This is a genomic window from Bradyrhizobium sp. McL0616 (assembly GCF_049993385.1).
GTDB lineage: Bacteria > Pseudomonadota > Alphaproteobacteria > Rhizobiales > Xanthobacteraceae > Bradyrhizobium.
The window spans coordinates 1,974,768-1,998,133 of record NZ_CP188255.1 but is presented as its reverse complement, the minus strand read 5'-3'; the positions used below and the strand labels follow the sequence as shown (position 1 = coordinate 1,998,133).

The window sequence follows — 23,366 nt, the reverse complement described above, 5'->3', positions numbered from 1 at the left end:
TACCTCAATGCAACTCGGCATGATCGGCCTCGGCCGGATGGGCGGCAACATCGTTCGCCGGCTGATGCGCCACGGCCATTCGACCGTGGTCTATGACAAGGACGCCAAGGCCGTCGGCGGCCTGGCTGCAGACGGGGCTGTGGGCTCCGCGACGCTGGAAGAGTTCATCGCGAAACTGGAGCGGCCGCGCACGGCCTGGGTGATGCTGCCTGCGGGGCGCATCACGGAAGCGACCATCGACACGATCGCAGGCGTGATGCAGGAAGGCGACGTCATCATCGACGGCGGCAACACCTTCTGGCAGGACGACGTCCGCCGCGGCAAGGCGCTCAAGGAGCGCGGCATCCATTATGTCGACGTCGGCACGTCCGGCGGCGTGTGGGGTCTCGACCGCGGCTATTGCATGATGATCGGCGGCGAGAAGCAGGTGGTCGATCGGCTCGATCCGATCTTCGCCGCGCTCGCACCCGGCGCAGGCGACATTCCGCGCACCGAGGGACGTGACGGGCGCGATCCCCGCATCGAGCAGGGCTATATCCATGCAGGCCCGGTCGGCGCCGGCCATTTCGTCAAGATGATCCACAACGGCATCGAATACGGGCTGATGCAGGCCTATGCCGAAGGTTTCGACATCCTCAAGAATGCCAATATCGATGCACTGCCGGCGGATCATCGTTTCGATTTCAATCTCCCCGACATCGCCGAAGTCTGGCGGCGCGGCAGCGTGATCCCGTCCTGGCTGCTCGACCTCACCTCGACCGCGCTCGCCGATAACCCGACGCTCTCCGAATATTCCGGCTTCGTGGAGGATTCCGGCGAAGGACGCTGGACCGTGAATGCGGCGATCGACGAAGCCGTGCCCGCCGAAGTCCTGACCGCGGCGCTCTACGCACGTTTCCGTTCCCGCCGGGAACACACCTTCGCCGAAAAAATTCTCTCCGCGATGCGTGCGGGTTTCGGCGGCCACAAGGAGCCGAAGCAGCCGGGCGCTTCGAAACCCAAATAAAAGCTGAAGTAACAAGTAACAGAGCGAAGGCCGATCATTCGTGACAAAAGACCCGCAGGCCAAGCGCAAGCCCGAAAATTGCGCCTTCGTCATCTTTGGCGCGACCGGTGACCTCACCCATCGGCTGGTGATGCCGTCGCTCTACAATCTCGCCGCCGAGCACCTGTTGCCGGAGAAATTCTGCGTCGTCGGCGTGGCCCGCAACCGCCAGTCGGATGACGAGCTGCGCGACAGCCTGTTGAAGGGGCTGCGCGAGTTCGCAACCCGTCCCGTGGACGACGACATCGCCCGGAAGCTGCTGGAATGCGTGACCTTCGTCGAGGCCGATCCGAAGGATCCCACCTCCTTCGACCGCTTGCGCGCGCATCTGGATTCGCTGGAATGCGCACAGGACACCGGCGGCAACCGACTGTTCTATCTCGCGACCCCGCCCGCCGCGTTCGCACCGACCGCGCGGGAGCTCGGCCGCACCGGAATGATGAAGGAGAACGGCGCCTGGCGTCGGCTCGTAATCGAAAAGCCGTTCGGCACCGATCTCGCGTCAGCCAAGGCGCTGAATGCCGAGCTCTTGAAGATCATGGACGAGCACCAGATCTACCGGATCGATCATTATCTCGGCAAGGAGACGGTGCAGAACATCCTGGTGCTGCGCTTTGCCAACGGCATGTTCGAGCCGATCTGGAATCGCAACCATATCGATCACATCCAGATCACCGTGGAGGAGAAGCTCGGCGTCGGCCATCGCGGCGGCTTCTACGATGCCACCGGCGCACTGCGCGACATGGTGCCGAACCATCTGTTCCAGTTGATGTCGCTGGTCGCGATGGAGCCGCCGGCACGGTTCGATGCGCATTCCGTGCGCTCCGAAAAGGCCGACGTGCTGACGTCGATCCAGGAGCCGACCCGGGAAGAGGCGCTGAAGAATTCGGTTCGCGCGCAATATCTCGCCGGCCGCATCGGCGACGACGAGATCACGGACTATCGCAAGACCGAGGACGTCAAGCCCGGCAGCACCACCGAGACCTTCGTCGCGCTCAAGCTGATGATCGACAATTGGCGCTGGGCCGGCGTGCCCTTCTATCTGCGCACCGGCAAGGCGCTGGGCCATAAACGAACGGAAGTCGCAATCAAGTTCAAGCAGGCGCCGCTGTCGATGTTCTCGGGCACGGCGGTCGACCGTCTCTCGCAGAACTTTCTCACCATCGGCATCGCGCCGACCGAGACCATCGAGCTGCAGTTCAACGCCAAGATCCCGGGGCCGAGCATCACCATCGACGGCGTCGAGATGAAATTCCGCTATGGCGATTACTTCAGGGCCGATCCCTCAACCGGCTACGAGACGCTGATCTATGACTGCATGATCGGCGACAACATCCTGTTCCAGCGCGCCGACGGCATCGAGGCCGGATGGCAGGCGGTACAGCCGTTCCTGGATGCCTGGAAGCAGGCCGGCACCAATGGCATCGAGACCTACACCGCCGGCAGCGACGGCCCGGCCTGCGCCGATGAGTTGCTGAAGCGTGACGGGCGAAGCTGGCGGAAGTTTACGTGATGGCCGCGGCCGACCAGCCGAGGCCAATCGTCGTCGCCGATGCCGAGGCCCTGGCGCACGCCGCGGCCGAGCGGGTGATGGCGCGGATCACGGCCAATCCCGGCCGCATCGCGATCTGCCTCACCGGTGGCTCCAGCCCGAAGAAGCTCTATGAGCTGCTCGGCAGTGATGCGTATTGCGCCAAGATCCCGTGGGATCGCGTGCACTGGTTCATCGGCGACGAACGCTTCGTGCCTTCGACCGATCCCCTCAACAACATGGCGATCGCGCGTGCGACCTTTCTCGATCGCAGCGCGCCCTCTGGACATATCCACCCTATTCCGACCACGGCCGAGAGCCCCGATCGCAGCGCCGAAGCCTATGCGCGTGAGCTGCATGTCTTCTACGGCGCGGAACTGCTTGATCCAGAGCGACCGCTGTTCGACATGGTTTTAATGGGCGCCGGGCCGGACGGCCACACCGCCTCGCTCTTCCCGGGCTATCCCGCGATCGAGGAGACGCAGCGCTGGGTCGTCGGCGTCCCCAAGGCCAATGTCGCGCCTTTCGTGCCCCGGGTCTCGCTCACTTTGCCGGCTTTGGCGTCCTGCCGCGAAATGCTGTTCGAGATTGCGGGGCATGACAAGCAGCCGATCTTGACGCGCCTCTTCAATGGCGAGACTCTGCCCGCTGTACGCGCGCGCTCGAATGGTGAGACCGTCTGGCTGGTCGACCAGGCCGCGCTTCCGGAGGGAATTCGTGGCGGGCGTTAAAGCACCTTGTGCATTGATCGTGATGGGCGTGTCGGGTTCCGGCAAGAGCACGGTTGCGGAATTACTCGGCAAGCGGCTCGGCTGGCGGTTCGAGGACGGCGACAGCTTTCACCCCGCCAGCAATGTCGCGAAAATGAAGGCCGGCCACCCGCTCACCGACGAGGACCGCTGGCCCTGGCTCAACGCCATCGCCGACGAGATTGCGCGCGTCTGCGAGGCGGGCGAGCGCGTCATCATCGCCTGCTCGGCGCTGAAGCACACTTATCGCGACGTGCTGCTGCGCGGCCGCGACGACGTCCGTTTCGTGTTCCTGAAGGGGACGCAGGAGCTGATCGCCGACCGGCTCGCCAACCGCAAGGGCCATTTCATGCCGCCCGGGCTCCTGACCAGCCAGTTCAACACGCTGGAGGCGCCCGAGCCGAACGAGCACGTGATCACGGCGTCCATCGACGAATCCGTCGAGGCGATCGTGGATGGCATCGTGCGGCAGTTGAAACTCGATGGCGGGAAAAGCAAGCCATGACGAAAATCTCACTGGTGGTCTCCGATGTCGACGGCACGCTGCTGACCAAGGACAAGACCCTGACCGACCGCGCCAGATCCGCGGTGCAGAGGCTGCACCAGGCCGGCCTCGGCTTCACCATCACCTCCAGCCGCCCTGCCATCGGCATGCGCTTCCTGATCGAGCCGCTCGCGCTCTGGCTGCCGGTCGGCCCGTTCAACGGCTCCTCGATCGTCGACCCCGAGATGAATCCGGTCGAGCAGCATCTCATCCCCGCGAGCGCCGCCGAACGGTCGCTGCAAATCCTCCGCGAGTTCGGCGCCGATATCTGGCTGTTCACATACGACAAATGGCTGATCGACAATCCGAGTGGCAAATACGTCGCGCATGAGCAACATACCATCCGGTCCGATCCGACCATCGTGACGGATTTTTCGCCATACCTCGCGAGCGCCTGCAAGATCGTCGGCGCCAGCGCCGATGCCGCCGGTCTCGAGCGTTGCGAAAAAGCGATGCAGGAGGCGCTCGGCAGCCAAGCGACCGCGGTGCGCTCGCAGACCTATTATCTCGACATCACGCCGCCCGGCTTCGACAAGGGCACCTTCGTGCAGGCCATGGCCAAGCGCCTCGGCATCGCGACCGACGCGGTCGCCACCATCGGCGACATGCAGAACGACCTCGCGATGTTCCGCGTCAGCGGCATGTCGATTGCCATGGGCAACGCCACGGACAGCGTCAAGGAACAGGCGACCAACGTCACCGCCACCAATGAGCAGGACGGCTTTGCCGAGGCGATGGAGATGATCTTGACGCGGAACGGGGCGGGCTAAGGCGTCATTTCGACCGCTGCATTGCCGGCTTCTTGCTGGCTTCCCTCGCCGTCGAGAGATTATGCGCGGTATTGATCAGCGCGATGTGGGTTAGCGCCTGCGGGAAATTTCCGGTCTGGCGGCGCGCAACGGCATCGTATTCCTCGGCCAGCAGTCCGACATCATTCGCAAGCCCGGCCACGTGGTCGAACAGCTCTTGCGCCTTGTCGAGATCGCCTGACAGCACCCAGGCATCGGCCAGCCAGAGGGTACAGGCGAGGAACGCGCCCTCGATCGGCTGCTGCTCTTCCGACACTTCGCGTGGGTCGTGCCGCAGCACAAATCCGTCGCGCATCAGGTGTTTTTCGATCGCTCCGATGGTGCCGCGGATGCGCGGATCGGATGCCGGCAGAAAGCCGACGGCCGGCAGCAGCAGCACGCTGGCATCAAGCAGCTTCGAGCCATAGGACTCGACAAAGGCATTCTCTGTTGCGTTAAAACCCTTGTTGCAGACGTCGCGGTGAATGGCCTCGCGCAGCGCGCGCCAATGCAGCAGCGGTGCCTTCAGGCCAAAGGTCTCGGAGCTCTTGATGCCGCGGTCGAACGCGACCCAGGTCATCACCTTGGAAAAGACGTAGTGCCGGGGCTCCCCACGCCGCTCCCAGATGCCGTGATCGGGTTGGTCCCAGACCTCGGCGAGATGATTGAGCACGGCGCATTCCAGTGCCCAGGTCGCCTCATCGTCGAGCTTCAGCTTGGCCATTCGTGACTGGTGGAAGGCGTCGATCAATTCGCCGTAGACGTCGAGCTGGAGCTGCGCATGCGCGGCATTGCCAATACGCACCGGCTGCGAACCCTCATAGCCGTCGAGCCAGTCCGCTTCCCATTCGAGCAGTCGTCGCTGGCCCCAGATGCCGTACATGATCTGCATGTGCGACGGCGAGCCGGCCGCGGCACGCAACAGCCAATTATGCCAGGCCGAGGCTTCCTCGGTATAGCCTGAGTTCATCAGCGCCAGCAGCGTGAAGGTGGCATCGCGCAGCCAGCAGAAGCGGTAGTCCCAGTTCCTGGCGCCACCAAGCTTTTCCGGCAGTGACGCCGTCGGCGCGGCGACGATGCCGCCGGTCGGGCCGAAGGTCAGCGCCTTCAGCGTGATCAGTGAGCGCATGATGAGATCGCGATACTCGCCGTCGTGCGTGGAGCGGCTGGACCATTCCTTCCAGAACTTTTCAGTCTCCTGGAGCGCGATCTCCGGGTCGATCGGCTTGGGCGGATCGAGATGCGAGGGGCCATAGGTCAGCACGAACGGCATGGTCTCGCCGGTCTTCACCTCGAATTCGGCAATTGTCGTGAAATCCTCGCCGCGGGTCTTGGCCGGCGTCCGCAGCACCGTCATGTCCTGGCCGGCGATCGCCAGCAGCGATCCGTCCTCGCAGCGACGCACCCAGGGAATGTCGACACCGAAACCGAAGCGGATGACGAGTTCCATCCGCATCGCGACCGTGCCGCTGACGCCGCGGACCAGCCGCACGATATCGGACGCCTTGCCGCGCGGCGGCATGAAGTCGATCAGCGCGACGGTACCGCTCTTGGTCTCAAGCCGCGTTTCCAGGATCAGGGTGTTGCCGAGATAGCGGCGGGAGGTTCCAGTGACCTCTTCGGACGGCGCAATCAGCCAGCGGCCGTTCTTGCGGGTCCCGAGGATGGCGGCAAAGCAGGCGTCGGAATCGAAAGCTGGCCAGCACAGCCAGTCGATCGAGCCGTCGCGCCCGACCAACGCTGCGGTCTCGCAGTCGCCGATCAGCGCGTAGTCTTCGATCTTCTGGGACAATTTTTTACGAACCTGAGCAATCCCCGGCGCTTCAACTCCCGCGGGTCAGGGAACGTTCCCGTGTCGCGGCCTTCAAAGCCTTGAGATCGACCTTGGCGGCGATCTTGTCGAGCGCGACGGGCAAGCGCTGGCGCCAGTTCGGATGCTCGTCGATCGTACCGGGAATGTTGGGCTGGTCGATCACACCGAGCAGATCTTCCAGCGACACCGCCAGCAGCCGTGACGGCGTGCGCGACAGGAAGGCGAGCACCGAATAGAGGTCGTTGGCGCCAATGCCGTTCTGCCGCAAAATCTCGTCGAGCAGGCCGAGCGCATCCCAGCGCGCCTGGTCGTTCTCGCCGGGATCGAGCCCGAGCGAGCGCTTCATCTTGAGGTCGCCGAACGAGCGCCATCCCGCATAGGTGCACAAATCATGCGTGTTCAGCGTCACCAGCGCGTTCGGCCGGTAATGGTCGATATCGCGGAAATGGCCAGCATCATCACGCTCGAACATCATGACGAGATAGGACCAGATGCCGAAATCCTGCATGATCTCGCGAAAACCTTCCGGCACGGTGCCGAGATCCTCGCCGATCACGATACATTTGTGGGCCGCGCTCTCGCGCGCGATTGCGCCCAGCAGCGCCTCGAACGGCATCTGCACATAGGCGCCGTTGTCGGGCTTGAAGCCGCGCGGCACCAGATAAAGCCGTTTCAGCCCTAGCACATGATCGATCCGGATCGCGCCGGCATGGCGCATCGAAGCCGCCAGCATGTCGGCAAACGGCACGAAGGACTGCGCTTCGAGGCCGCCGGCATTGAAGCCGGCGAGGCCCCAGTCCTGGCCGACCGTGTTGAGCACGTCGGGCGGCGCGCCGACGGCAAGATGGCGGGAGATCGCCGTCTGCTCGTTCCAGGCGTCGAAGCCGTTGGACTGCACGCCGACGGCGACGTCGAGGTAAAGCCCGACCCGCATGCCGAGTTGGCTCGCGAGCTCCTTGGCCGCAGACAGTTGCGAATCTGCCGTCCATTGCACGAATTCGACGAACTCGACGTCGTGCTTGTCGCGGCCATTGCGCAAGCCCGCGCACTTTGCCGCCTCCGGCTGCTGCCATTCCGGCGGCCATTCCCACCACGGTCCGGTGAAACGATGCCGCAGCACCTCGAAGCAGGCAAAGCGGGACAACAGCGGCGCGCGGTCGGCGCGGAAGGCGTCAAACTGGTTGCGGCGGACAGCGCTCGCGCTTTTCACGAAGCCGTCAAAGGCAGCGCGCAGGCCAAGCCATTTCAGCGCCGCCATCTCCACGTAGGGCACTCGATCGCCCGCACGCAGCCGCGCGGCCGTGACAGCGGCGGCAGGGACGAGGTCGGCCGAAAATTCCGGGATCGCCTCGACGTCGATATAGAGCGGATTGAGAAACAGCCGGCTGTTCGGCGAATAGGGGCTGCAATCGCCCGGGTGGTTGTCGAACAGGACGTGCAACGGATTGAGCCCGACGCCGTCGGCGCCGAGCTGTTTTGCCAGCCGAACGAGACCGGCAAGGTCGGTGAAATCGCCGATGCCCCAATTGCGGTCAGAGCGGACACTGTAAAGCTGCACGGCGAGCAGCCAGCCGCGGTCGAAATCGCCGCCAAAGGCACGCTCGGGTGCCACAATCATCGGCACCTCTTCCGTCGCGCCGGCGGCGTCGGTCAGTGTCAACCGGTGATAACCGAGCGGAAGTCCGGCCGGCCAGGCGATCACAGGTTCGCGCGTCTCACCCTGCGCGATCACGTTGCCGCTGCCGGTGACTTTCCATTTAAGCGGCACAGCACCGATCGCCGCCAATTCGGTGCGCGGATTGCCCAAAGCGCGCACCACGACGGGTCCGCTGACGAAGCGGTAGACCCGCTTCTCCGGCAGGGAGTCGAGGATGGATTTGAGGGCCACGGGATCGGTGATCCGCAGCTTTCCGAGGGCATCGACGAATTCGGACTGAACGCCCTTGATCTGGGCTTGAGCTAAAAGATCCATTCGGCACGCGGTTTGCAGGCCATTGTTTGGCCGGGGGCATCGATTTTAACGAGGTCGCGGAAGACGTTAGTCAGGGTTAACTCGCAAACCGCGCCTGCCGTTCCCAAGGGGAACTAATGACACACAAGCGGCATTCTATATAGGTATCAAGCGTAGGTTCCCGGCAAGGGAAACGGGCTCCTGCTTTCTTGTCAATGGCATCACCGTGAACAAGACAATTCAAACTGTCGAGAGTGCCGCTTCGGGCAGCGCTTTCCTCATCGAAGATATCTATCCGCTGGTCGAGAGCGGCCGCTTCCCCGTGAAGCGGATCGCGGGCGAACGGGTCGAGGTCTGGGCCGACATCTATCGCGACGGCGGCGCCGTGATCAGCGCCGCGCTGATCTGGCGCGGTGAGCAGGACCGGGAATGGCGGAGCGAGCCGATGATCCATCACGGCAATGATCGCTGGTCCGGCGCGTTCGTGCCGGCCGAGCCCGGCCAGTATGTCTATGCCATCGAAGCCTGGACCGACGAGTTCGCGACATGGCGTCATGGGATGGAGCGCAAGCAGCTCTCCGGCGCCGATGTCAGCCTCGATGCGATCGAGGGGGCCGGCCTGCTGACCAAGGCGCATGGCGCGCGGCAAGACGCCGCGGATGTCATCGTCAGGCAATGCGAGGACTATCTTCAGACTGGCGACGTTACCCCGCTGCTGGCCACCGAGCTGAACGATGCGATGTCCGAGAGCCAGTCGCGCCCCGACCTGACCCGCTCGCCGCTCTTCCCGCTGATCGTCGACCGCGACAGAGCGCGCGTTGGCGCCTGGTATCAGATGATGCCGCGCAGCCAGAGCCAAAACCTGAGTCAAGTACCCGGCCAGCACGGCACGCTCCGCGACTGCATCGCGCGCGTCCCCGACATCGCTGCAATGGGCTTTGACGTGCTCTATTTCACGCCGATCCATCCGATCGGCCGCACCCGCCGCAAGGGCCGCAACAATACTGCCGTGGCGACTGAGGGTGATCCTGGCTCGCCTTATGCGATTGGCACGGCCGAGGGCGGGCACGATGCGCTGCATCCCGAGCTCGGCACGATCGAAGATTTCCGCGCGCTGGTTGCAACCTGCCTGGAATACGGCGTCGAGCTCGCGCTCGATTTCGCCGTGCAGTGCTCGCCGGACCATCCCTGGCTGGCGCAGCATCCGGAATGGTTCAAATGGCGGCCGGACCGTTCGGTGCGAACCGCGGATGGGCCCTATTCGGACATCGTCATCCCCGACTTCGCTTCGGTCGACAGGATCGGACTGTGGAACGCCTTCCGCGACGCGATGTTGTTCTGGATCGACCATGGCGTGACTATCTTCGCCATCGACAACGACGACACCGCGCCGTTGCCGTTCTGGGAATGGCTGATCCTGGACATCCGCCGCCGGCATCCCGAGGTAATCCTGTTTTCCAAGACCTTTGCGCGGCCAAAGCTGATGAAGGGCCTTGCCAAGCTCGGCTTCGCGCAATCCTTCAGCTATTTCCCCTGGCGCACTTCGAGGTGGGAGCTGGAGCAATATCTCGGCGAGCTGACGCATTATCCCGAGCGTGACTTCTATCGGCCGAACCTGTTCGTCAACACGCCCGACCTGCTGCCCTATCACCTCCAGAGCGGTGCAGCCTGGGCGTTCAAGTCGCGCGTCGCGCTGGCTGCGACGCTGTCGGGCAATTACGGCGTCTATAGCGGGTTCGAGCTGCTCGAGCACGATGCGATCCCCGGCCGCGAGGAATATCTCGAGTCCGAGAAATACCAAATCAGGCAGCGCGACTGGGACAAGCCGGGCAATATCAAGCCGTACATTACCGAGCTGAACCGCATCCGCAACGAGAACGCCGCGCTTCAGCAGACGGCGAACCTGCGCTTCCTCGGCATCGAGGACAGCGAGACCATCGCCTTCGTGAAAGAGGCGGCCGACCCGGCCAACACCGTCGTCGCGACAATCGCACTCTCGCGCCATGTGCGCGAGTTCTGGTTGCCGCTTGGCGACCTCACCATCGACGTCGGCGGCGAGCGCCGCAACGTCACCGCACTCGAAAATCTCCTCACCGGCGAACAGTCCCGCATCGAATGGGGCGGGGTCACATTGCGTATCGATCCCGACCGCGATCCGGCGCTGCTGTTCCGCTGCCTGGCGTAAAGGCTCAACGCCATGAATGTATTGTCTTCCGTCGACACCAAGAAAGCTGAGGCTGCCGAGACCGTGGATGAGCTCTGGTACAAGGACGCCATCATCTACCAGCTCCACGTCAAGGCGTTTGCCGACAGCAACAATGACGGTATCGGCGATTTCGCCGGTCTGACCGAGAAGCTGCCCTATCTCCAGGATCTCGGCGTCACCGCGCTGTGGCTGCTGCCGTTCTACCCCTCGCCCGGCCGCGACGACGGCTACGACATCGGCGACTACGGTTCGATCAATCCTGATTTCGGGACGATGAAGGATTTCAAGCGCTTCATCCAGGAAGCGCAGAAGCGCGGCTTGCGCGTCATCACCGAACTCGTCGTCAATCACACCTCGGACCAGCACAATTGGTTCAAGCGCGCGCGCCGCAGCCCTGCCGGCTCGAGCGCCCGCAACTGGTATGTCTGGAGCGACACCGACCAGAAGTACCAGGGCACCCGGATCATCTTCACCGACACCGAGAAATCCAACTGGACCTGGGATCCGGAGGCCGGCGCGTTCTACTGGCACCGCTTCTTCTCGCACCAGCCGGACCTCAATTTCGACAATCCGCGCGTCGTCAGCGCCCTCATCCAGGTGATGAAACGCTGGCTCGACGCCGGCGTCGACGGCTTCCGGCTTGACGCCATTCCCTATCTCTGCGAGCGCGAAGGCACCTCGAACGAGAACCTGCCCGAGACGCATACGATCATCAAGCGCCTGCGCCGGGAGTTAGATGCCTACTCCAAGGGCAAGCTGCTGCTGGCCGAAGCCAATCAATGGCCGGAAGACGTGCAGGAATATTTCGGCCGCGGCGACGAGTGCCACATGGCCTATCACTTCCCGCTGATGCCGCGGATCTACATGGCGATCGCGCAAGAGGACCGTTTTCCGATCACCGATATTTTGCGCCAGACGCCGGACATTCCGGCGAGCTGCCAATGGGCGCTGTTCCTGCGCAACCATGATGAGCTGACCCTGGAAATGGTCACCGACGTCGAGCGCGATTATCTCTGGACCACCTACGCCAACGATCCCCGCGCCCGCATCAATGTCGGCATCCGCCGGCGGCTCGCGCCGCTGATGGACAATGACCGGCGCAAGATCGAGCTGATGAACTCGCTGCTGCTGTCGTTCCCCGGCACGCCGATCATCTATTATGGCGACGAGATCGGAATGGGCGACAACATCTATCTCGGCGACCGCAACGGCGTGCGCACGCCGATGCAATGGAGTCCGGACCGCAATGGCGGCTTCTCCCGCGCCGATCCGGCCCGCCTCTACGCCCCGCCAATCATGGATCCCGTCTACGGCTATGAATCGGTCAACGTCGAGGCGCAGTCGCGCAGCCTGTCGTCACAGCTCAGCGCCACCAAGCGGCTGATCTCGGTGCGCAAGTCGACGCTCGCCTTCGGCCGCGGCACCATGACCTTCATCCGCCCGACCAACCGCGCGGTGCTCGCCTATGTCCGACAGTACCAGGACGAGGTGATCCTCTGCGTCGCCAACCTCTCGCGCGCAGCGCAGGCGACCGAGCTCGACCTGTCGCCGTGGAAAGATCGCATCCCGCAGGAGATGCTCGGCCGCACGCGCTTTCCGGCGATCGGCGAGGTGCCCTACATGATCACGCTCGGGCCCTACGGATTCTACTGGTTCCACCTGCTGGAGCGCGACAAGTCCGAGCCGGTGACGCCAACCGCGGTGCCGGAATTCGAGACCCTGGTAGTGCCCGTCAATTCGACCTGGGTCTCGCTTGCCCGCGAGCGCGGCATGTTCGAGCGCGACGTGCTCCCGGGATTTTTGTCGCGCACGCGGTGGTATCCCGAGCACAATCCCAAGCACATCCAGCCCACGCTGACCTCGGCGGTGCCGTTCTGCGACATCGGCGACAACCGGCCGTGGATCGCTTTCTTCGAGGCGACGCAGCACGATGTCATTACGCGCTACGTGGTGCCGATGCAGATCGAATGGGTGCGCTTCGACCGGGAGCGCTTCAACCCCAAGGCGCTCGCCGCCGTGCGACAGGGCGCGCGCGAAGGCACGCTGCTCGATGTCGCGACTGACCAGATCTTCATCGGCCTGTTCCTGCGCAATTTGTCGCAGCACCTGGTGGTGGAGGAGAACAATCTGCGGCTGGAGTTCAAGCCGACCAGCCTGTTCTCCGAATACACCATCAAGGAGCCCGAGCGCATCCGCGCGATCGAGCAGTCGAACAGCACCGCGCTGGTCGACAATCAATACGTCGCCAAGATCCATCGTCAGCTCGAGAGCGGCATCAATCCCGAGATCGAGCTCGGCCATTATCTCACCGAGGTCGCGCGCTTTGCTCATGCGCCGGCGCTGCTCGGCAGCATCGAGCTGGTGGAAGGGGACTGCCGTAGCGCGCTCGGCGTCCTGCATGCCTATGTCGAGAACCAGGGCGACGGCTGGGCCGTGACCGCGAGCTATCTCGATCGTCATATCGACGAACAGCGGCTGCTGGCCACGAGCGACACACCCCGCGATAACCAGGACCAGGCGCCCTACCTGCATCATCTGGCGCAGACTGGCCGGCGGCTCGCCGAGCTGCACATGGCTCTGGCGGCCGCAAAGCCCGCCGATCTCGCCCCCGAGCCGATCAGCCCGGCCCACGTCAAGCGCTGGGCCTCGGACCTCAAGACACGCACTGAGCGGGTTTTCGAACGACTGGCAGCCGGCCGCAACAGCCTGCGGGAGGCCGACCGGCCACTGGTCGACCAGATCGCCGCAGTCCGCGAGACCCTGGCCGCGCGGCTGACTGGACTATTGCCATCCGACATCGGCGGGTTGAACATCCGTCATCATGGCGACTTCCGCCTCGGGCAAACTCTGATCGTGAAGGACGACATCTTCATCATCGACTTCGACGGCGACCCGCGCCTGCCGCTGGCGGAGAAGCGGCGCAAGCTACCTGCCGCGCGCGACGTTGCCGGCCTTGTCCGCTCGATCGAGCTCGCGGCAGCCGCGGCGCTCAATCGTGCGCTCAACGGCACCTCCGACGAGCAGGGCCGGCTCGCGGCCGCGCTCGGCGAATGGCGCGAGCGCGCCACCGCCACTTTCCTGACCGCCTATCGCGAGACCATGACCGACCGGCGGCTGTGGCCCCATGATCCCCATTCCGCAGAAAGCCTGTTAAGGTTTTTCCTGCTTGATCAAGCGTTCGACGAAGTAGAGTACGAGCTGTCCCACCGGCCGGAGGGGCTCAATGCACCGCTGACCCGGCTGCTTCGCATTCTGTCCAATGCCGAGAGCGAAGCACATGCCTAAACTGCCTGCTGAGGCCTACGCGATCATCGAGGGCCGCCACTCCGACCCCTTCCACTATCTCGGGCTGCATCCCGAGGGCGGCAAGAGCGTGGTACGCGCCTTCCTGCCCGAAGCCGCCGATGTCGAGGCGGTCGGCGAGCATGGCGAGGTGGCAAGGCTGGATCGTGTCCACGATGCCGGCCTGTTCATCGGCGCCCTGCCCAATGGCTCCAAGCGCTACCAATTGCGCGCGAAGTTCGGCAACGACGTCGTCGAGTTCGAGGACGCCTACCGCTTTCCGCCGATCCTGACCGACTTCGACCTCTATCTGCTCGGCGAAGGCACCCATCAGCGCCTCTATGACAAGCTCGGCGCGCATCCGATGACGCTCGAGGGCGTCGACGGCATCGGCTTCGTGGTGCTGGCGCCGAATGCGAGGCGCGTCGCCGTCGTTGGCGATTTCAATTTCTGGAACGCGCGGCGGCATGCCATGCGGGTGCGCGGTGCCGGTTATTGGGAGTTGTTCATTCCGCACGCCAAGGCCGGCGACCACTACAAATTCGACATCATCGGGCCGCACGGCCATCAGCTGCCGTTGAAATCCGACCCGATGGCATTCGCGAGCGAGGTGAGACCGAAGACAGCCTCCATCGTCTTCGACGAGGCACATCTGCCACGTCCGCGACCGGCGCTCGACGGCATCAACGCATTGTCGGCGCCGATGTCGATTTATGAGGTTCATCTCGGCTCGTGGCGGCGCAAGAGCGACAATGAATGGCTGACCTATCGCGAGTTGGCCGAGACATTGCCGGCCTATGCCCGCGACATGGGCTTCACTCATCTCGAATTCCTCCCCGTGAGCGAGCATCCGTTCGACGGCTCCTGGGGCTATCAGCCGACCGGCCTCTATGCGCCGACCAGCCGCTTCGGCACGCCGGAGGATTTTGCCGCGCTGGTCGATGCCTGCCATCGCGAAGGCGTCGGTGTACTGCTCGACTGGGTGCCCGGTCACTTCCCCGACGATCCGCACGGGCTCGGCCAGTTCGACGGCACCTCGGTCTATGAGCACGCCAATCCGCTGCAGGGTCGCCACCTCGACTGGGGCACGCTGATCTACAATTACGGCCGCACCGAAGTGACGAACTTTCTGGTGTCGAACGCGCTGTTCTGGCTGGAGCGCTACGCCATCGACGGCCTGCGCGTCGATGCGGTCGCATCCATGCTGTATCTGGACTACAGCCGCCCGCCGGGCGCCTGGATTCCGAACCAGTATGGCGGGCGGGAAAACATCGAGGCGATCGCGTTCCTGCGCCGCTTCAACACCGAGCTGTTCGCACGCTTCCCGCAGGCGACGACCGCCGCCGAGGAATCCACCGCATGGCCGCAGGTCTCGCGCCCGGTCGAATTTGGCGGGCTCGGCTTCGGCTACAAGTGGAACATGGGCTGGATGCACGACACGCTGAACTACATCAGCAAGGATCCGATCCACCGCAAGCATCATCACGGCGATATCCTGTTCGGCCTGCACTACGCCTTCTCGGAGAACTTCATCCTGCCGCTGTCGCATGACGAGGTCGTGCATGGCAAACGTTCGATCCTCGGCCGGATGCCCGGCGACGAGTGGCAGCGTTTTGCGAATTTGCGCGCCTATTACAGCTTCATGTTCGCTCATCCCGGCAAGAAGCTGTTGTTCATGGGTGCGGAGATCGCGCAAAGCCGCGAGTGGAATCACGACCAGTCGCTCGACTGGCACCTGCTCGAACACAAGAACCACTCCGGCATTCAGTCACTGATCCGGGATCTCAACCGCGTCTATCGCGCGGTGCCGGCGCTGCATCAGATGGATTGCGACCAGGCCGGCTTCGAATGGCTGATCACGGACGATGCCAACCGCAACGTGTTCGCGTGGATGCGCAAGGGCATTGACGAACACGCGCGCTGTCTGGTGATCGTCAACTTCTCACCCAACGTCTACCGCAACTATCGCGTTCGCGTACCCTTTGCCGGCAAGTGGAAAGAGGTGTTCAATTCGGACTCCGCCCATTATGGCGGCACCAATGTCGGGAACATCGGCGAGGTTCAGGCGGTTGACGGCAAGACGCCCGAGCTCCGCCTCACCATTCCACCGCTCGCCGCGATCTTCCTCGTTCCGGAAAGCTGACACATGCGCCTGACTGCTGGATCGCCCGCACGCCTCGGTGCAAGCTGGGACGGACGCGGCACCAATTTTGGGCTGTTCTCCGCCAACGCCGAAAAGGTCGAGCTGTGCCTGTTCGACAGCCAGGGCCGTCGCGAACTCGAACGCATCGAGCTGCCGGAACGCACCGAAGACGTCTGGCACGGCTATCTCAACGACGTCTCGCCGGGCCAGCTCTACGGCTATCGCGTGCATGGCCCCTACGAGCCCGAGCACGGCCACCGCTTCAACGCCAACAAGCTGCTGCTCGACCCCTACGCCAAACGGCTTGCCGGGCGGCTGGTCTGGAGTGATGCACATTTCGCCTACCGCACCGGCAGCGCGCGCGAAGACTTGTCCTTCGACCGGCGCGACAATGCCCGCGGCATGCCCAAGGGTATCGTGGTGGACGAGACCTTCAACTGGGGCCGCCGCGAGATCCGGCCCAACATTCCCTGGGAAGACACCATCATCTACGAGGCCCACATCAAGGGGCTGACGCAGAAGCGCGACGACGTCCCACCGAATTTGCGCGGCACCTATGGCGGCCTGTCGTCGCCCGCGATGATCGAACACCTCAAGAAGCTCGGCGTCACCACGGTCGAGCTGCTGCCGATCCACGCCTTCGTGGACGATCGTGTGCTGGTGGAAAACAAGCTCGCCAATTATTGGGGCTACAACACGCTGTCCTTCTTCGCGCCGGAGCAGCGCTACGCCCAGGACAATGCGCTCGACTCCTTCCGCACCACGGTCGCGCGCCTGCACGATGCCGGCATCGAGGTGATGCTCGACGTGGTCTACAATCACACCGCCGAGGGCAATCACCTCGGCCCGACGCTGTGCTACCGCGGCATCGACAACGCGTCCTATTACTGGCTCAACCGCGAGAACCCGCGCTTCTACGACGACTTCACCGGCTGCGGCTCGTCGGTGAACCTAACCCATCCGCGCGTGCTGCAAATGGTGATGGACTCCTTGCGCTACTGGGTCGAGGTCTGCCATGTCGACGGCTTCCGCTTCGATCTTGCCACCACGCTCGCGCGGGGACCGAACGGCTATGATCGCGGCATCTCGTTCCTGACCGCGATCCGGCAGGACCCGGTGCTTGCGACCGTCAAGCTCGTCGCCGAGCCCTGGGACCTCGGCCTCGGCGGCTACCAGGTCGGAGCATTCCCGTCGCAATGGTCGGAGTGGAACGACCGTTACCGCAGCGCCATGCGCCGCTATTGGAGCGGTGAAGGCAGCCTGATCGGCGACATCTCCAGCCGCATGACGGCGTCGTCCGACCTGTTCAACCATGACGGACGAAGGCTGCGCGCCAGCATCAACCACATCACCGTGCATGACGGTTTTACGCTGGCCGACCTGTTCAGTTACAACGAGAAGCACAACGAGGCCAATGGCGAGGACAATCGCGACGGCTCCAGCGACAACCACAGCAACAATTGCGGCGTCGAAGGCCCGACCGACGATCCGCGGATCCTCGGCCTGCGCCGCCAGCTTCGCAAGAACGTGCTGGCCTGCCTGATGCTGGCGCAGGGCATTCCCCTGCTTCTGGCCGGCGACGAGGTCGGCAATACGCAGTCCGGCAACAACAACGCCTATTGCCAGGACAACGAAGTCGGCTGGGTTGGCTGGGAAAATCTCGGCAAGGACGGCGACGATATGATCGATTTCGTCGCTCAGCTCGCCGACATCCGTCGCCGCTTTTCGCAGCTCCGCAGCCATCGCTGGCTCGACGGCCGCCCCGCGGACGGCGTCTCCTATGGCGTGCTGTGGCTGACGCCGGCCGGTGACGAGATGACGGAGAACGACTGGAAATTCCCGGAAGGTAGGTTCCTCTCCTATGTGATGGGGCCGATGGAACCGGGTGACGCCGCGATCTTTATCATCCTGAACGCCGCCCCCGAAGAGATCGCATTCAAATTGCCCAAGATGCCCGGATACAAGAGCTGGCAGCAGATCCTGAACACGACCGATGCCAAGCTGAACACGATCGACTTCCTGCCCGGCAGCGACAGCAAGGCGCCGCCGCGCTCCGTGCTCGCCTTCGCGGGGGCGCTATGAGGCCATCCTTCGGCGCCAGGCCGACGAAGGACGGCGTATCGTTCCGCCTGTGGGCGCCAGCCGCGCGGCGCGTCGATCTGCTGCTCGACACACGACATGCGATGCAGCGCCGGCAGGATGGCTGGTATGTGGCCGACATTGCCGGCCTCACCGTCGGCAGTTCCTACAAGTTCAGAATCGACGACGAGATCGATGTGCCCGATCCGGCGTCTGCATTTCAGCCCGAGGACGTGTTCGGCCCGAGCGAGGTGATCGATCATGACGCCTTCGCCTGGCGCGCGGGCGATTGGCGCGGCCGTCCCTGGGAAGAGACGGTGTTGATCGAAACCCATGTCGGCACCTTCACGGCGGAAGGTACCTACCGCGCCATGATCGACAAGCTTGATCATCTGGTCGCGACCGGCATCACGGCACTCGAATTGATGCCGCTTGCCGATTTCGCTGGCCGTCGCGGCTGGGGCTATGACGGCGTGCTGTGGTACGCGCCCGACAGCGCCTATGGCCGTCCCGAGGATCTGAAGAGCCTGATCGACGCGGCGCATCTGCGCGGGCTGATGGTGTTTCTCGACGTCGTCTACAATCATTTCGGCCCCGAGGGGAATTACATCGGCCGCTATGCGCCGACCTTCTTCGCCGACGCGCACACGCCCTGGGGCAGCGCGATCGATTACCGCCTGCCCCAGGTGCGAGCCTTTGCAGTCGAGAATGCGCTGTCCTGGCTCACCGACTACCGCTTCGACGGCCTGCGGCTGGACGCTGCCAACCACATCATGACGCTGCCCGGCGAGCAATCGATGCTGCAGGACCTCAGCGTCGCCGCGGGCGAACTCGCCAAGGCCACGGGACGGCATATCCATCTCGTGCTGGAGAACGGCGACAATCGCGCCAGCCTGCTCGATGCTGCGCAAGATCCGCCGAACGGCAAATACCGCGCGCAGTGGAACGACGACTATCACCACGCCTGGCATGTGATGCTGACCGGCGAACTCGGCGGCTACTACGCCGACTACCAGACCCCGCGCATGGATCTTGCGCGCGCGCTGGCGTCGGGCTTTGTCTATCAGGGCGAGATCTCCGAGTTCTGGGGCAAGAAGCCGCGCGGCGAAGCAAGCGGCGAGCTGCCGCCGGCGACCTTCGTCAATTTTCTCCAGAACCACGACCAGATCGGCAACCGCCCACTGGGCGACCGGCTTGAGAGCCTGGCATCGCCTCAGCAGATCGAGGCTGCGCTTGCGGTGACATTGCTCGCGCCGATGGTGCCGATGCTGTTTCAGGGCGAGGAATGGGGCTCGACGGCGCCCTTCCCGTTCTTCTGCGACTTCCAGGGCGGGCTGGCCGACGCCGTGCGCAAGGGTCGCAAGCAGGAATACGCCTGGGCCTACGAGAAATACGGCGACGAGGTGCCCGACCCGCTCGATCCCGCGACGCTGCAATCGGCCGTGCTCGACTGGACCGGCCGCACCCCGGAACAGGACACGCGGCTTGCTTTCGTGCGCGACCTGCTCGCGCTCCGCCGCGAAGAGATCGCGCCACGGCTGAAGGGCGCGACCTTCGGCGACGCCGTGGCCACCGACAATGGCTTGCTGACTGCTCACTGGCGCATGGGTGATGGCGCGACGCTGCGCCTCGCCGCCAATTTGTCGGACAAGGACATCACGCATTCCGACAACAATGCAGGCACGCCGATCTGGGGCGGCGTGGCCGGCGACCGGCTTCCGCCCTGGTCGGTGATCTGGCGTCTCGGAGGTTAGCATGCCTCCGGCCATTCCTCTCGCCACCTATCGCCTGCAACTCACCGCGGATTTCGACTTCGACAAGGCCGCCGCGGTGGTGCCCTATCTGAAGGCGCTCGGCATCACGCATCTGTACACCTCGCCGGTGATGAAGGCCCGCAAGGGCTCGACCCACGGTTACGACACCGTCGATCATAGCCAGCTCAATCCAGAGCTCGGCGGTGAGGCCGGATTTGCGCGGCTGAGCGAGGCGCTCAAGCAGCATGATCTTGGCCTCATCATCGATTTCGTACCCAACCATGTCGGCGTGCACTTTGCTGACAATCCCTGGTGGCTGGACGTACTGGAATGGGGCCAGGCATCACCGCATGCGGCCGCCTTCGATATCGACTGGGATCTGCTGCCGCACCGCGCCCGCGGCGGCGTGTTGCTGCCGATCCTCGGCTCGTCCTATGGCGAGGCGCTCGAGCGCAGCGACATCGAGCTGCGCTACGATCCCGACGAAGCCAGTCTTTCCGCCTGGTATTTCGAGCATCGCCTGCCGATCGCGCCGGAGCGCTATGGCGAAGTGCTGCGGATGGTCGTGAAGGAGGCCGACGCCGCAGAGACGGAGGCCGGCAAGCGCCTGTCTGCGCTCGGGGCACGCTACACCGGATTGCGCCGCCCCAACCGCAAGGAAGCGCCTGGCTTCAAGGCAGAGCTCAAGGACATCGCAGGCAGCGCCGACATCATCGCTCGCGGCCTTGACGCCTATCGCTCAGGAAAAGATCGCCCGGCGCAGACGCTGACGCTGCATCATCTGCTGGAGCGTCAGAATTACAAGCTCGGCCATTGGCGGCTTGCCTCCAGCGACATCAATTATCGCCGCTTCTTCGACGTCAACGGGCTCGCGGGCCTGCGCGTCGAGGATCCCGGCACATTCGCCGCCACGCACCGGCTGGTGAAGCAGCTCGTCGCCGACGGCAAGTTGCAAGGCATTCGCCTCGATCACATCGACGGCCTGCGCGATCCCGCGCAATATTGCCAGCGGTTGCGCCGGCTGGTGCGCGATGCGCAAGGCACCACAAAGCCGTTCTACACCGTGATCGAAAAGATCCTCTGCGAGCACGAGCGCCTGCCGCACTTTGCCGGCGTTCAGGGCACCACCGGCTATGAGTGGATGAATGTCATCACTCATGTTCTGGTCGATGCCAAGGGGCTGGAAGCGCTGGATGAGACCTGGCGCCAGGTCAGCAACCGGCCGCCTCGGCTCGCGCCCTATGTGAAGGATGCCAAGCGCCGCGTGCTGGAGACGCTGCTCACCAGCGAATTCATCGTGCTGACGCGCTTGCTCGCACGCATCGCCAACGGGCATTACTCGACCCGCGACTTCTCGGCCGACAGCCTGCGGCAGGCGCTCGAGCTCTACGTGCTGCATTTCCCGGTCTACCGCACCTATCTGACGCACAGCAGTCCAACTGCGCTTGATCGCAAGCTGATCGACGAGACCATCGAACGCGCCCGTGCCGAATGGTTCGCCGCCGACGAGGGCATTTTCGATTTCCTGCGCGATGCCCTGACCATGGATCTGCTCAAGCCGGACCGGCCGCCGCACAGCGCCCCGCGCGTGCGCCGCTTCGCGCTGAAGGTCCAGCAGTTCACCGGGCCGATGATGGCGAAGTCGCTGGAGGACACCGCCTTCTATCAATTCCATCGGCTGATTGCCCTCAACGAGGTCGGCGGCGATCCGTCAAGCTCCGGCCTGGCGATTCCTGCCTTTCACGAAATCATGCGCACCCGCGCCAAGGAATGGCCGCAGGGGATGACAGCAACCGCCACCCACGACACCAAGCGCGGCGAAGACGCGCGCGCGCGGATCGCCGCGCTCAGCGAGGTCACTGGCGAATGGACCAGTGCGGTCTCACGCTGGAAAGTATTGAACGCGCCGCACCTCGCCCTCCACGACAATTTGCGCGCGCCGTCGGCGACGTTCGAATACATGCTGTACCAGACCTTGCTGGGCGCGTGGCCGCTTGGCGGACCCGATGCAAGCTTCGTCGAGCGGATTCAAGCCTATGCGCTCAAGGCTGCGCGCGAGGGCAAGGAAGAAACGAGCTGGCTCAACCCGCACGAGGCCTATGAGTCCGAGGTGCGGAGCTTTATCGAAAAGATCCTCGATCCCGCGCAATCCGCCGAATTCCTGGAGGCGTTGCAAACCCTGGCCCGCCGCGTCGCATTGCTCGGCGCGTTGAACTCGCTGAGCCAGCTCACGCTCAAAGCAACGCTTCCCGGCGTTCCTGATTTCTACCAAGGCACCGAATTCTGGGATCTCTCACTGGTCGACCCCGACAACCGCCGCCCGGTCAACTTTGCCGCGCGGCACGCGGCACTGAATTCGCTCGACAATCCGGATTGGCGTAACCTGACCAAGACTTGGCCGGACGGGCGGCTCAAGCTCGCCTGGACACGACACCTGCTCAAGCTGCGCAATGACCTCGCCAACGTGTTCGCCCAAGGCGACTACCAGCCGCTGGACGTGCGCGGCGCACACGCCGACCATGTGATCGCCTTCGCCCGCCGACATGGCCGCGCCGCGGCGGTTGTCGTGGTCGGACGCCAATACGCACCGTTCACGCAGGCGGGCCGGGAGTGGCCTGTGCTGGAAGGGTTTGACGCAACCGTCCATACGACCGGCTACATCGTGCCGGGCGTTGCCGGCAATCAATTGCCGCTGGCACGGGCTTTCCGTGATTTCCCCGTTGCGGTCATCGCGGCGCCCGCGGCGAGCGCCGTCAGGCCCGCGCGGCGGCGCGTGACCACCTGAAACTCACTTTCCGTCGTCCTTGGTCAGCAGCAACTGGCCGCGCTTGCGGATGGTCGCCTGTGCCATCTCCGCAAAACGCTGCAACAGCCACGGCAGCACCACCTGAATCTTGACGTGGTCGTCGGCGACGTCGACCTGGCCGCTCGCGATCTGCCCCAGCGCGCGGATACGAAAATTCATGCAGTCGCCGCTCCAGCGCTCCTCCTCGACCTGCATCACGGGAATGCTGGCTGCGGCACGGCCGAGCCCGGTCTTGAGCCGGCGCACCGCCTCCTCGCGGCCGAGACGATGCGGAATGGAAACGACTAGCGGTGCTGACATGGCCCTGACTCGTGCTGATTAATCTTCACCTAATCATGCCGGACGGAGCGGCAAAGGTTCCATGCAAGTTGGACGCGCGGCCGTGTTTCATAGTTGGAACTTTAAAACCTGCGGCAAGTTGCCCTCGCACAACGGGACAGATTGAAACGTCCCTTTTTACAAAGGGCTGGAGGAGAATAGCATGTCTATCGGTACGATCATTCTGATCATCTTGGTCATCGCGCTGCTCGGCGGCTTCAGCGGCATCGGCGGCGGCCCGTTCTACGGCACCGGCTATTACGGCGGCGGCGGCCTCGGGCTCATCATCGTCATCCTGCTGATATTGCTATTGCTGGGACGGATCTAGCCGCAAGTACGAAACGTAGGGTGGGTTAC

At 63.9% G+C, this 23,366-nt stretch carries 15 protein-coding genes; 12 read left to right on the top strand and 3 right to left on the bottom strand.

What is annotated here, in order from left to right; genetic code table 11:
- Positions 1-7 precede the first annotated feature (7 nt).
- Genes gnd through ACPPVR_RS09640 form a run of 5 tightly spaced genes read left to right on the top strand, consistent with a single transcriptional unit; the run spans position 8 to position 4,639 of the window.
- The gene (gnd, locus tag ACPPVR_RS09660) at positions 8-1,006 is read left to right on the top strand and encodes a phosphogluconate dehydrogenase (NAD(+)-dependent, decarboxylating) (RefSeq protein ID WP_426613997.1); all 999 of its coding nucleotides are present in this window, start codon (positions 8-10) and stop codon (positions 1,004-1,006) included.
- Between the two features lie 40 nt (positions 1,007-1,046).
- Complete coding sequence (gene zwf, locus ACPPVR_RS09655) at positions 1,047-2,558, top strand: glucose-6-phosphate dehydrogenase (RefSeq protein WP_426613996.1); 1,512 nt, start codon at positions 1,047-1,049, stop codon at positions 2,556-2,558.
- Positions 2,558-3,307, top strand: coding sequence for a 6-phosphogluconolactonase (pgl, locus tag ACPPVR_RS09650; RefSeq protein WP_426613995.1), 750 nt, complete (start codon positions 2,558-2,560; stop codon positions 3,305-3,307). Before zwf ends, pgl begins: the two co-directional genes overlap by 1 nt.
- A complete protein-coding gene (locus ACPPVR_RS09645) occupies positions 3,294-3,830 on the top strand; it encodes a gluconokinase (RefSeq protein WP_426613994.1) in 537 nt (178 codons plus the stop codon). Before pgl ends, ACPPVR_RS09645 begins: the two co-directional genes overlap by 14 nt.
- Positions 3,827-4,639, top strand: a complete 813-nt coding sequence (locus tag ACPPVR_RS09640; protein ID WP_426613993.1) for an HAD family hydrolase — start codon at positions 3,827-3,829, stop codon at positions 4,637-4,639. The genes ACPPVR_RS09645 and ACPPVR_RS09640 overlap by 4 nt, the downstream gene beginning before the upstream one ends.
- A 4-nt stretch (positions 4,640-4,643) precedes the next feature.
- Here the strand turns inward: ACPPVR_RS09640 and ACPPVR_RS09635 are convergent, their stop codons facing one another.
- Both ACPPVR_RS09635 and malQ read right to left on the bottom strand, forming a co-directional pair.
- Entirely contained in the window at positions 4,644-6,449 is a 1,806-nt protein-coding gene (locus ACPPVR_RS09635; RefSeq protein ID WP_426613992.1) for a glycoside hydrolase family 15 protein, read from the bottom strand.
- Between the two features lie 31 nt (positions 6,450-6,480).
- Positions 6,481-8,442 (bottom strand): 4-alpha-glucanotransferase, encoded by a 1,962-nt coding sequence (gene malQ, locus ACPPVR_RS09630; RefSeq protein ID WP_426613991.1) that lies wholly within the window; start codon positions 8,440-8,442, stop codon positions 6,481-6,483.
- Positions 8,443-8,647: 205 nt separating this feature from the next.
- Between malQ and ACPPVR_RS09625 the strand changes: the two genes are divergently transcribed.
- The 6 genes from ACPPVR_RS09625 to treY are packed head-to-tail and all read left to right on the top strand — an operon-like array spanning position 8,648 to position 22,670.
- Positions 8,648-10,606: a maltotransferase domain-containing protein gene (locus ACPPVR_RS09625; protein WP_426613990.1), complete on the top strand. Its 1,959-nt coding sequence runs from the start codon at positions 8,648-8,650 to the stop codon at positions 10,604-10,606.
- 12 nt (positions 10,607-10,618) lie between these two features.
- Positions 10,619-13,912 carry a maltose alpha-D-glucosyltransferase gene (gene treS, locus ACPPVR_RS09620; protein WP_426613989.1) on the top strand — a complete coding sequence of 1,098 codons (3,294 nt, stop codon included), beginning with the start codon at positions 10,619-10,621 and terminating at the stop codon, positions 13,910-13,912.
- Positions 13,905-16,052 carry a 1,4-alpha-glucan branching protein GlgB gene (glgB, locus tag ACPPVR_RS09615; protein WP_426613988.1) on the top strand — a complete coding sequence of 716 codons (2,148 nt, stop codon included), beginning with the start codon at positions 13,905-13,907 and terminating at the stop codon, positions 16,050-16,052. Before treS ends, glgB begins: the two co-directional genes overlap by 8 nt.
- Before the next feature lie 3 nt (positions 16,053-16,055).
- Positions 16,056-18,134, top strand: a complete 2,079-nt coding sequence (gene glgX / locus ACPPVR_RS09610; protein WP_426613987.1) for a glycogen debranching protein GlgX — start codon at positions 16,056-16,058, stop codon at positions 18,132-18,134.
- Positions 18,131-19,885 carry a malto-oligosyltrehalose trehalohydrolase gene (gene treZ, locus ACPPVR_RS09605; RefSeq protein ID WP_426613986.1) on the top strand — a complete coding sequence of 585 codons (1,755 nt, stop codon included), beginning with the start codon at positions 18,131-18,133 and terminating at the stop codon, positions 19,883-19,885. The genes glgX and treZ overlap by 4 nt, the downstream gene beginning before the upstream one ends.
- Position 19,886: 1 nt before the next feature.
- Positions 19,887-22,670, top strand: a complete 2,784-nt coding sequence (gene treY, locus ACPPVR_RS09600) for a malto-oligosyltrehalose synthase (RefSeq protein ID WP_426613985.1) — start codon at positions 19,887-19,889, stop codon at positions 22,668-22,670.
- A 3-nt stretch (positions 22,671-22,673) separates the two neighbouring features.
- On the opposite strand, the gene ACPPVR_RS09595 is transcribed toward treY, so the two are convergent.
- On the bottom strand, positions 22,674-22,991 hold the full coding sequence (locus ACPPVR_RS09595; RefSeq protein WP_426613984.1) for a polyhydroxyalkanoic acid system family protein: 318 nt from the start codon (positions 22,989-22,991) through the stop codon (positions 22,674-22,676).
- Positions 22,992-23,172: 181 nt separating this feature from the next.
- On the opposite strand from ACPPVR_RS09595, the gene ACPPVR_RS09590 reads away from it, so the two are divergent.
- A complete protein-coding gene (locus tag ACPPVR_RS09590) occupies positions 23,173-23,337 on the top strand; it encodes a DUF3309 family protein (RefSeq protein ID WP_106945843.1) in 165 nt (54 codons plus the stop codon).
- Positions 23,338-23,366: the final 29 nt, after the last annotated feature.

What these genes read in the sequence shown, in the direction of transcription:
- treS (WP_426613989.1), top strand. Translation starts at nt 10,619, where the DNA reads ATGAATGTATTGTCTTCCGTCGACACCAAGAAAGCTGAGGCTGCCGAG.
- ACPPVR_RS09595 (WP_426613984.1), bottom strand. Translation starts at nt 22,991, where the DNA reads ATGTCAGCACCGCTAGTCGTTTCCATTCCGCATCGTCTCGGCCGCGAG.
- treZ (WP_426613986.1), top strand. Translation starts at nt 18,131, where the DNA reads ATGAGGCCATCCTTCGGCGCCAGGCCGACGAAGGACGGCGTATCGTTC.
- ACPPVR_RS09590 (WP_106945843.1), top strand. Translation starts at nt 23,173, where the DNA reads ATGTCTATCGGTACGATCATTCTGATCATCTTGGTCATCGCGCTGCTC.
- gnd (WP_426613997.1), top strand. Translation starts at nt 8, where the DNA reads ATGCAACTCGGCATGATCGGCCTCGGCCGGATGGGCGGCAACATCGTT.
- glgX (WP_426613987.1), top strand. Translation starts at nt 16,056, where the DNA reads ATGCGCCTGACTGCTGGATCGCCCGCACGCCTCGGTGCAAGCTGGGAC.
- treY (WP_426613985.1), top strand. Translation starts at nt 19,887, where the DNA reads ATGCCTCCGGCCATTCCTCTCGCCACCTATCGCCTGCAACTCACCGCG.
- malQ (WP_426613991.1), bottom strand. Translation starts at nt 8,442, where the DNA reads ATGGATCTTTTAGCTCAAGCCCAGATCAAGGGCGTTCAGTCCGAATTC.
- glgB (WP_426613988.1), top strand. Translation starts at nt 13,905, where the DNA reads ATGCCTAAACTGCCTGCTGAGGCCTACGCGATCATCGAGGGCCGCCAC.
- ACPPVR_RS09640 (WP_426613993.1), top strand. Translation starts at nt 3,827, where the DNA reads ATGACGAAAATCTCACTGGTGGTCTCCGATGTCGACGGCACGCTGCTG.
- pgl (WP_426613995.1), top strand. Translation starts at nt 2,558, where the DNA reads ATGGCCGCGGCCGACCAGCCGAGGCCAATCGTCGTCGCCGATGCCGAG.